Below are 10,105 nucleotides of genomic sequence, written 5' to 3'. Positions count from 1 at the left end.
CTGTAGCGAATACATTGATAAAGCGGGAAATTCCAAGGCTGCATGCCTAAGATCACGCCTTCAGGCTGATAGGTAATAATGCCTTTCTTACCCACAGCGATGTCACGCTCTTCATCAGCCAGAGCGTCAATGCCATGCTCAGCGGTATATTCACAGATAGCAGCACACTGCTCGGCTTCGCCTTCGCCTAGTGCTAAGGGTTTACCCATTTGTTTAGCCATCATTTGAGCTAATTTAGCTTTGTCACGACGGAGCAATTCAGCGATTTTTTTGATAATGCTGGCACGCTCTTCAAGTGAGGTGTCTCTCCAGTGCTGAAAGGCTTTATGAGAATCATCAATTAACGCTTCTGCTTCCTGCTTGGTATGCAGATAGTAGGTTTTATACACCTCTTCTGTGGCAGGGTTATAGGTATCAATTGTTTGACGAGAAATAGCGGTTGTTTTCAATTCTGCTTGTGTCATGTTTTATCCTCTTTGATAGTAAGAAAATTTGCGTTGATTGCAGATTGAAAATTAACGAGCATCCTCCAGAAATGGATAATCGGTGTAGCCTTCAGCACCACCACCATAGAAAGTATTTTGATCAGGCGTGTTCAGTGCAGCGCCGGCTTTGAGGCGTGCCACCAGATCCGGGTTAGCAATATATTGACGACCAAACGCTACAGCATTAGCACGTTGGCTTTTCACCGCATCCTGTGCTGTCAGCAGATTGTAGTCACCATTGGCAATGTAAAAGCCCTGCCACTGTTTGATTATCTGCTCAACGATGTATAAGTCTTCATTACTTACATCAATGCCAGGAAAACGCTCAACGATATGGACATAAGCTAACTTATGCTCGTTAAGCTGTTTGATCAGCGCACTGTATGTAGTGAGTGGATCACTATCACTAACATCGTTGAAAGTTCCAGTGGGTGACAATCGAATACCAACGCGGCCAGCATCCATCACTTCAAGCACAGCCTCAACCACCTGATCAACCAGACGAATACGGTTCTCAACGGAACCACCATAATTATCGGTACGCTGGTTACTGCTATCACAGATGAACTGATTCAACAGATATCCGTTGGCAGCATGAATTTCTACGCCATCAAAGCCCGCTTTGTCTGCATTACAAGCAGCTGTTTTGTATTCTTCAATCAGATTATTAATATCATCAGCGGTCATGGCTCGTGGCTCAGATACATCCACCATCTGCCCATCGACAAATGTTTGCGCTTCAGCGCGAATAGCTGATGGGGCTAGAGGTTGCTCGCCTTCAGGGAGTACCGAGTGATAACTGATTCGGCCAACATGCCAGAGTTGTAAGAAAATCTTTCCACCTTTGTCGTGAACGGCATCCGTGATTTCTTTCCATTTTGCTACTTGTTCGTCAGAGTAAATACCAGGAGTCTTGATATAACCTTTACCCATCTTGCTGATTTGCGTGCCTTCAGCAATGATGAGACCAGCACTGGCACGTTGTGAATAGTATGTGATGGCGAGATCATTGGGGATATCCGTATCATCATGGGCTCTGTTTCGTGTCAGTGGGGCCATAAAAATGCCGTTTTTGAGTTCCACTGAGCCCATCTTCACAGGACTGAATAAGTCATTCATATACTTCCTCCTTTGTTGTCCAGATGATCAGTTTGATAACAAAGTCATCAAATAGTTCGTTGGCTAACTATAGGAGAGAAACTGTCTTTTCTATGTGAAGAGACAAACTTGAGCGTCTATAAAACGACACTCTAAAATAAAAAGTCCCTTTTAATCCTTACCCGATCACACTTCTACATTATGATGTGCGTTCTCTGATGTTAAATACTGGCATTTGCTCGTTTATGTTTGGGTAAATACAGTGATATCACGGCTGTTATGACGATAAATAAAGCAGACACCCATAAACAAAACCCTAAACCATAAGACTGGTAGAGCCAGCCTGAAAGCACCGTACCTATTAACCTGCCCATGGCATTTGCCATGTAATAAAAGCCGACATCAAGTGATACGCCGTCTTCACCTGCATAACTGACAATCAGATAACTATGCAAAGCTGAATTAATGGCAAATAAAACACCAAAGATCATCAGCCCCACTATCAGTACCAGCTCTTTATGCCAGTTATAGGTCAGTGCGACTGCGATCATTACTGGAATTAAACTTAAGGCGAGCGCCCAAAACAAGGCATCTTTGCCATCTGGAAGTCTTTTTTCAGAGCGGGTCGTTAATCTAGGTGTAAACCCTTGTACCGCGCCGTAACCTATCACCCATAAAGCCAAAAAACCGCCTACATACCAGTGATCCCAACCAAAGCTGGTGGATAAATAAACAGGTAAGGCCACAACAAACCAGACATCCCGTGAGCCAAACAAAAACATTCTGGCGGCAGAAAGCACATTAACTGACTGGCTTTTAGAAAAAACATGACTAAATTTAGGCTTATTTTTAGCTCTGCCAAGCTCTTGTTTAAGAGAAAACAGACTAAATATCCAAACCATCATTAATCCAAGGGCCATCACTAAGACCGCCCCTTTAAATCCAATCAGCGTGAGCAGCCCGCCTCCGAGAAAAAAGCCGACCCCTTTTAATGCATTTTTTGACCCGGTTAAGGCAGCAACCCATTTATAGAGCTGACCATTTTCCTCTTTTGGCACCAGTAACTTGATGGCACTTTTGGCACTCATTTTATTTAAGTCTTTGGCGACACCGGATAAGGCCTGTGCCGCCATCACCCAAATAACAGTTAACCATTCACTCGGCACAAGTAGCATAGATAAGGCAACAACTTGCAGCAGTAGCCCGATATTCATCGTTTTATTCAGGCCAATATGTGCACCGAGCCAGCCTCCAACTAGATTAGTGATTACCCCAAAAATCTCGTAGAACAAGAAGAGCATGGCGATCTGCAACGGGCTGTAACCCAAACTATAAAAATGCAATACCACTAACATGCGTAATGCACCGTCAGTTAAGGTAAAAGCCCAGTAGTTTGTGGTGATAATAAGATACTGGCGAATCTCGTCAGATAGCTTAGCCAAGGCTGTCATTGATGATTACTCCGAATCCTGGCGACCAACCAAACGTACTAACTCAGCAGTACGGTTAGCATAGCCCCACTCGTTGTCATACCAGGCATAAATCTTTACCTGCGTGTGATTGACGACCATGGTGGATAAGGCATCAACAATGCTTGAACGCGGGTCACCTTTGTAATCTATCGATACCAGAGGGCGCTGTTCATAACCTAAAATACCGTTCAGCTCTCCATCAGCCGCTTCTTTTAATAAACGGTTGACTTCATCAGCTGTTGTTGCACGCTCAACCTCAAACACACAGTCTGTTAGCGAGGCATTGGTTAGCGGCACCCGAACAGCATGCCCATTAAGACGCCCTTTTAACTCAGGAAAAATTTCTGTAATCGCCGTTGCTGAACCTGTTGTTGTTGGAATCAAGCTAGTGCCACATGATCGTGCGCGACGTAAGTCTTTATGCGGTGCATCAATGATCGTCTGGGTATTGGTAATGTTATGGATGGTTGTTATAGAGCCATGTTTAATACCTAACTTATCGTGAATAACTTTAACCACAGGCGCAAGAGAGTTTGTTGTGCAGGAAGCGGCTGTCACAATTTGATGTTGGTTTTTGTCATAACTATCATCATTGACACCCATCACGACATTTAATACGCCCTCTTCCTTCACGGGCGCCGTCACAACGACACGCTTTACACCTTGTTTCAAATAATCTTGGAGGATGGCCTTGCTTTTCATTTTGCCACTGGCTTCAATGACAACATCACAGGATGACCAGTCAGTATCAGCGATGCTTTTATTCTGACTACAGATGATGTGTTTACCATTGATGTGAATGACATTATCTTCAGACATCGCCTCATGCTGCCAAGTACCTTGAACTGAGTCGAAGTTGAGTAAGTGAGCCAATGTGTCTGCATTTGCAGCAGGATCATTAATCTGAACAAACTCAATATCATCCCAATCAAATGCAGCCCGTAATGCTAAGCGACCAATTCGACCGAACCCATTAATACCGACTTTGATTGTCATGTTTAATCCTTAATTGCGTAGTATGTTTCTAAGAAATTTAGATGTGTCGTTGCTGTTAAAGCACGGGGTCTCACAGACTGAACAAGCTCCTTAACCTCTTTCCACTCCATACCCATCTCCAGTAAAAGTATGGCGGCGATCAGTCCTGTTCTACCCGAACCACCACGACAATGAATAGCAATGGTCGATGCATTCTCTAACAGTTTAATTAGCTCAGTTTTGACCTGAGAAAATCTCGTTAAGAAAAGAGCACCTGGAGACATATCATCTTCGATGGGTAACTGAAACCAGTGCATCCCCTTCTTCTGGATCAACATTCCCAAGTCAGGCACACCTAAGTCCACAATCTCATGATCGGGTAAAGCCGTTATGACAGATGTTGCTCCCGCATCATATAAAACGTCTAAAGCCTGTTCTATGTCAGTCTCTTTAGTGCCAGGACATGGTGTAAAGATAAATTGCCCGCCGGTAGGCAGGGGAAGAAAAGTAATAGGATGTGTATTCATGATTTAACGACGTTCTTAAAAGTTATCCGCAGCAATTTTTTTGATTATCTGGACGATCCGACATTTGTTGTAATCGTTGCAGGTCCTCATCGATAAGTTGCTGATTATGTATCTGGGTGGTTGAAATGACAGATACCATCCAGAGAGGAAGGTCAGTACTGATACGATAAAACACCCACTGTCCCTGACGTCTATCCTGTATAAGCCCACATTTTCTGAGTTGAGCTAAATGCCTGGAGATTTTTGGTTGAATTTCATTTAATGCTTCCGTTAACTCACAAACACATAATTCTTCCTGTTTGAAAATCAATAAGATGCAACGTAAACGTGTTTCATCGGAGATACATTTATAAAAATCTACTGGGCTCATCATTCTATTCCAGGCTTGGACCTAATTAAGGTCAATAAACGAATTTTTAATATATGGTAATCGATATATATTTAAACAATATGACATACCAAAAATAAATGATAAAACCTAATAAATAAGTCTGAAACTGAACACTAATAGTAAATCCACTCTGATATACGTCATGACTTACATATGCAATATTGCATATAAATATTCGTATTCTTATATACATTACTGAATATGTGGGTAGGTAGACCTAGTTTTAATGATTAAAAAATATTGAGACTGGTAACGTATTTCATCAATGAGTGCCCAGAGAACTACTCAATCGTGGCTTATAGCTTGGTGTTGATACGCACAATAGAAAACGTTCGAGACTGAATAGTTTGAATGCTGACTGACAATCAATATCGCGTTGGGGCTCTATATCATTTTCCATCATCAGAACACATTATTTGTTCATAGCAGCCAGAATTAAGCTCACATAAACAATGCCATTTCTCATGTGAGTTACTTCTCTGAAAAATTTAAGCATTTCTTGGAATCAAAGCCTTAGTCAGTTGTCGCACTGATCAATGCGTTGATTCATCTAAAGAGCAGCTGTGTGCAAAATCAAATGACATGAATAAAAAGCATTTCACACTATACAAACATGTGCATTGCTATCTTTAGTTGAATTTGAATTTACCACTGTCAAGGAGATATAGATGAGTAACGATATTCGAAAAACCATGTGGAAAGCGATGAGTGACAGTCCTTTTCTGATGATCGGGCTGGATCACTCGCTGCAACACAGTGAGCCCATGACAGCGCAATTAGATGAAAATGCCGATAGTGAATTCTGGTTTTACACGACTAAAACTAATCGAATAGCAGAAGGCGGACCAGCGAAAGCGACTTTTGTGAGTAAAGATAACAAAGTATTTGCATCCATCCGTGGCGTATTAAAGCCAGAAACGGATGAGGCGGTGATTGATAAATACTGGTCAAAAATGGCCGCATCCTGGTATGACCAAGGACGTGAGGATCCATCTCTACTTATGATGCGTTTTGAATTAGATGATGCGGAAGTATGGATTTCAGACCCAAGCATTAAAGGCCTATTTAAACTATTCACCGATGGCAAAGTGGAGCCAGACATGATGGGTGAACATAAAAAAATCGGTCTCTAATCTCACGACTTTTCTGCCATATAAAAAAAGCCCTGCTCGCTCTGAGCAGGGCTTTTTTAATGCCACTACGCTGGGTCCACACTCGCACTGGTCAAATAAAACTAATCGTAATAGATAAAGGGCTCTGTTTCATGCTCAGGCAAGTTATGAATATAATGTTTATCTGAATAAGCCGTGCACTTGAGGTCAGCCAGAAGACGCTGGTCTTTCACCACATAAATACCGCCTAACTCCACCTTCTCTCTGATACCCGCCTCAGCATCTAACCATTCGCCATTGGTAATGCCGGAATAGACAATATAGTCATAACGTCCATTTGAGAATCGTAAACGCCCTTCGCCACCGCCACTATAGGCTGTTGAACTAAATTGCACTGGTGCATGAAGTTCGAGCTCAATCTGATTTGGTTTGCCATAACGATAAACTAATGTGTCCTCTTTAGTGACACACACTGAAACTGATTTAGCCTTAATATCGCAGCTAAAAGAAACCGTCTCCTCCTCACCACAAACATTCTTAGCATTGAGGTCGCCACATAAAAAAGCACTGATATGAGACCGAGGATAGCGCCCTTGCAATAAGAAGTAGCTTGCTTCATTAACTTGCCACATTGAATAAGGAAACGGCTAAAGCCAAGCTGAGTATGGCCACAATAAGATTGGCTAATATTCCCCAACGTGCTTTGTAACCTTCAGGGATTTCTGATTCGCTTAATTGTTTCAGCACGATTCCGTATTGATAGGAAGAAACGAGCGCACATACAGCCCCGAGAAGAATAAACGCCAGCCCCAGAATAAATGTTGATGACGTGGTGTGTGGTGTTTGCTGTCCCTGCATGACAGCGAGTAGCAACCCTGCTCTTTCGACAACAAAGCCAAAGGCAATCAAAGCCAGACTGGTACGGTTCCAGGCAAGCAAGGTACGTTCTGCCGCAAATAATACTCTGGGATCATCTAAATAGGACATATCAAATCGCTCATGCACTCATACTTAAAAAAACAGGTCTCAACCATATCGTTTAACGACATAAATCACCACCAGTAAATTGCACACTCTACCTCGAGTTCACTTCAGATTGAGAACAGTATTTTCATACACACGCATTGTAAAAAAGGGTGAACCTAAGTGCGTAAACTTGACTCATAAACGCTATCGCGTTTCACTAAAAAACCAGCTAATTAAATAGGAGGTTGAGATGATTTCAACTGAAATTAAAGAAGCTCGGTCAATACACGATGTGGTTCAACTAATTGATAGTGGCGGCACACATCATGACTCGCCAGAAGAAGTGGCAGGCACCTACGCCTATCTCGCTGTCATTAATTCAGACCATATCAACAAAGAACATGCAAAATCTCAATTAGACGATCTGATCGAAGCCGGTGCGAAATTTGATTACGACCTGGCACTGGAACATGCAGAGTCACACCTTATCGAAGCCCAACATTAACCCAGTCAAACAAACCCTGTGTACGCTTAACACATAGCGTCATGGGGTTTGTTTTATTGTCTCCTCACTTTCACCTCATGTGCAGTAATCGTCTTACACGAACAATCGCTAGATCACTGAATTAAAATAAGAAACTTGCAGTTACCGGAAAATACTATATTCTGAGTCATTCTCGTTTTGTCATTTATCACACATAACTGACCAAGCACCCATTGCTTTTCAGGATAAATGATGACCAAGCCTATTCGTGTTCGTTACCAGACCATTGAGGTCGGTGATATGGATATCCACCTTTGTACGCTTCGGGATAAGCAGCAGTTTAGTGATCCAGAAGGTGAAGCCAATGACATGGGTATATCTTCAGCTACCTGGCCTTTGTTTGGCGTTGTCTGGCCTTCGAGCATAGTGCTTGCCAATCATATGCTCAAATACGACATTAAAAATAAACGTATTCTTGAAATTGGCTGCGGCATGGCATTATCAAGTTTATTACTCAATGAACGCCTGGCGGATATCACCGCCACAGACTACCATCCGCAAGTCAGCCACTTTCTTGATCGCAATACAGAACTGAACAGTGGTAAAAGCATCGCTTTCGAACAAGTCGACTGGGCAAATGACACCAGTCAGCTCGGCAAGTTTGATTTAATTATCGGTAGCGATCTGCTTTATGAAGATGAGCACGTTCTGCTTTTAGCCAGCTTTATTCATAACCATGCAAATCAGCACTGTGATGTTATTTTGGTAGATCCCGACAGAGGCCGGAAAAACAAACTTGATCGTGAAATGATAGCTTATGGTTTCACCAGCGATTACATAAAGCCTGAACACACAGACTATCTCAGCGAGAAATATAAAGGCTCTATCTTACGATTCTCACGTTAGACACCGCTTTCTTGTGGCACCACACCGGCGACTTTTAGCTTACCTCTTCTCACCTTATTCATCGCAATGGTTGATGAAATCAGTAATGGCGTCACCACCAGCAATGAAGGCACAATCGCGATGCGTATAAACGCGATCATCATAATGGAACGTAATTGTGTGTCATGTTGAAATGACGCCATCAGTCCACACACCAAACCGATAGAAATTGAAATACAGTAGGCAATTAAAACAATACGACAGCGTTTCCACACGATATACCAGTGAGCATTAATCAGCGGTGTTTGATGAACATGTTTCGACCGATACCAAATATAAAAATTGATCGATAAGGAACAGACACTGGCTATGGGTAGCAATAAAAATTCCATTCCCAGTAACAATGAACCTATTGGGATAAGCAGATTAAAAACCAATAGGTTAAAGACTAATAATTGATGAGGGATAACAGCCCGTTGTTGTTCAGTAAGCATAGAAATACCTCCAATGTATTACAAATATTTAAACTGCTTGCGCACCACTAATCTAGCTAAGTGTAGCGTTATCTCATTAAAATTTGTTGACGATGTTAGCCATAAATACATTGACGCATTTATGACTACAAACGAAGCATCACTGCTTAATAACCGACATTGGAGTTAATTAGAAAACGACCTCATTTCGCTATGAAATTTGGTTTATCCTGGCCTGGAAACACTGAGATTAACGGCGCTGGCTGTTAGCCTTTGGTATCGCCGTTTATTGCATGCATCATCGCATTTACAAGCTCATATCCACTACGATTCTGCCACGAATTTTTCCGGCAAGGATCTGCTGAGCAGCATCGGGAACCGCATCAAGCGAAATTACTTGAATCAGTTGTTCCAAGGTCTTCAGATCGATGTCTTCTGACATACGACTCCACGCTCTTTTTCGCAACCAAGACGGACACATAACGGAATCAATGCCTAACAGGTTCACACCACGCAGTATGAATGGCAGCACGGTACTCGGCAGACTGGCTCCACCGGCTAAACCACAGGCGGCAACGCTGCCCCGGTACTGAGTTTGACGAAGAATACTAGCGAGGGTTTCACCACCCACTGAATCAATCGCGCCAGCCCAACGTTCAGAGTCCAGAGGTCTGCCACTTGGCGACGATAATTCCTCTCTATGAATGATCTCAGATGCGCCAAGACGCTTTAGATAGTCTCCCTGTTCTTCGATTCTGCCAGTCGAGGCGACGACGTTATAGTGGCGTTTGGCAAGTAACGAAATAGCGATGGACCCCACCCCGCCAGAGGCACCTGTCACTAATACTGGTCCAGAGTCGGGAAGTACATTGTGATCTTCAAGCGACAATGTCGCTAGCATGGCCGTAAAACCAGCGGTACCTAAAGCCATGCAGTGCATGGCACTGAGTCCTTCAGGTATTAACTCTGCCCATTCAGGTTTAACTTTGGCAAACCCGGCATAGCCACCGGAAACCTGCTCACCCACACCCCATCCAGTGACAAAAACCTGGTCACCCGCTTTGAATTTTGTGCTCTCACCGGCATCTTCAACCACACCAGCCAGATCGATTCCTGGAACGATAGGAAACGACCTCAACACTTTGCCTTTACCTGTTACAGCAAGCCCATCTTTGTAATTCAAACTAGAATGGGTAACGCGAATTAGAAGATCCCCACCTTGATTCGGTAAAGCATC

13 protein-coding genes are annotated in these 10,105 nt (G+C 43.0%); 3 read left to right on the top strand and 10 right to left on the bottom strand.

Translation table 11 applies throughout. From position 1 onward, the window contains the following. From B4K20_RS08995 to B4K20_RS08970, 6 genes are all read right to left on the bottom strand, one after another. A partial coding sequence (locus tag B4K20_RS08995) for an aldehyde dehydrogenase family protein (RefSeq protein ID WP_289282640.1) occupies positions 1-464 on the bottom strand: 464 nt, incomplete at its 3' end. A 51-nt stretch (positions 465-515) separates the two neighbouring features. Beyond that, positions 516-1,604 (bottom strand): alkene reductase, encoded by a 1,089-nt coding sequence (locus B4K20_RS08990; RefSeq protein WP_289282639.1) that lies wholly within the window; start codon positions 1,602-1,604, stop codon positions 516-518. A gap of 200 nt (positions 1,605-1,804) precedes the next feature. After that, entirely contained in the window at positions 1,805-3,034 is a 1,230-nt protein-coding gene (gene arsJ, locus B4K20_RS08985) for an organoarsenical effux MFS transporter ArsJ (protein ID WP_289282638.1), read from the bottom strand. 6 nt (positions 3,035-3,040) lie between these two features. Further along, positions 3,041-4,051: an ArsJ-associated glyceraldehyde-3-phosphate dehydrogenase gene (locus B4K20_RS08980; RefSeq protein WP_289282637.1), complete on the bottom strand. Its 1,011-nt coding sequence runs from the start codon at positions 4,049-4,051 to the stop codon at positions 3,041-3,043. Positions 4,052-4,053: 2 nt separating this feature from the next. After that, a complete protein-coding gene (locus B4K20_RS08975) occupies positions 4,054-4,557 on the bottom strand; it encodes a cyclin-dependent kinase inhibitor 3 family protein (protein WP_289282636.1) in 504 nt (167 codons plus the stop codon). Positions 4,558-4,579: 22 nt separating this feature from the next. Then, on the bottom strand, positions 4,580-4,927 hold the full coding sequence (locus B4K20_RS08970) for a metalloregulator ArsR/SmtB family transcription factor (RefSeq protein WP_289282635.1): 348 nt from the start codon (positions 4,925-4,927) through the stop codon (positions 4,580-4,582). A gap of 689 nt (positions 4,928-5,616) precedes the next feature. Between B4K20_RS08970 and B4K20_RS08965 the strand changes: the two genes are divergently transcribed. Beyond that, positions 5,617-6,081, top strand: coding sequence for a pyridoxamine 5'-phosphate oxidase family protein (locus tag B4K20_RS08965; RefSeq protein WP_007146429.1), 465 nt, complete (start codon positions 5,617-5,619; stop codon positions 6,079-6,081). Positions 6,082-6,182: 101 nt separating this feature from the next. Here B4K20_RS08965 and B4K20_RS08960 read toward each other — a convergent pair whose 3' ends face one another. Beyond that, a complete protein-coding gene (locus B4K20_RS08960) occupies positions 6,183-6,692 on the bottom strand; it encodes a hypothetical protein (protein ID WP_289282634.1) in 510 nt (169 codons plus the stop codon). Then, entirely contained in the window at positions 6,679-7,047 is a 369-nt protein-coding gene (locus tag B4K20_RS08955; RefSeq protein ID WP_289282633.1) for a YidH family protein, read from the bottom strand. Before B4K20_RS08955 ends, B4K20_RS08960 begins: the two co-directional genes overlap by 14 nt. Before the next feature lie 229 nt (positions 7,048-7,276). On the opposite strand from B4K20_RS08955, the gene B4K20_RS08950 reads away from it, so the two are divergent. Both B4K20_RS08950 and B4K20_RS08945 read left to right on the top strand, forming a co-directional pair. Then, a complete protein-coding gene (locus B4K20_RS08950; protein ID WP_289282632.1) occupies positions 7,277-7,531 on the top strand; it encodes a hypothetical protein in 255 nt (84 codons plus the stop codon). Positions 7,532-7,762: 231 nt separating this feature from the next. Next, a complete protein-coding gene (locus tag B4K20_RS08945) occupies positions 7,763-8,416 on the top strand; it encodes a class I SAM-dependent methyltransferase (protein ID WP_289282631.1) in 654 nt (217 codons plus the stop codon). On the opposite strand, the gene B4K20_RS08940 is transcribed toward B4K20_RS08945, so the two are convergent. Continuing rightward, a complete protein-coding gene (locus B4K20_RS08940) occupies positions 8,413-8,889 on the bottom strand; it encodes a hypothetical protein (RefSeq protein ID WP_289282630.1) in 477 nt (158 codons plus the stop codon). The two genes, B4K20_RS08945 and B4K20_RS08940, sit on opposite strands and share 4 nt — an antisense overlap. A gap of 286 nt (positions 8,890-9,175) precedes the next feature. Then, positions 9,176-10,105, bottom strand: a 930-nt coding sequence (locus tag B4K20_RS08935; RefSeq protein WP_289282629.1) for an MDR family oxidoreductase, incomplete at its 5' end; no start/stop codon positions are given.

Source organism: Methylophaga sp. UBA5088 (assembly GCF_002414625.1).
Taxonomy (GTDB): Bacteria; Pseudomonadota; Gammaproteobacteria; order Nitrosococcales; family Methylophagaceae; genus Methylophaga; species Methylophaga marina.
This window is presented reverse-complemented; position numbering and strand designations above follow the sequence as displayed.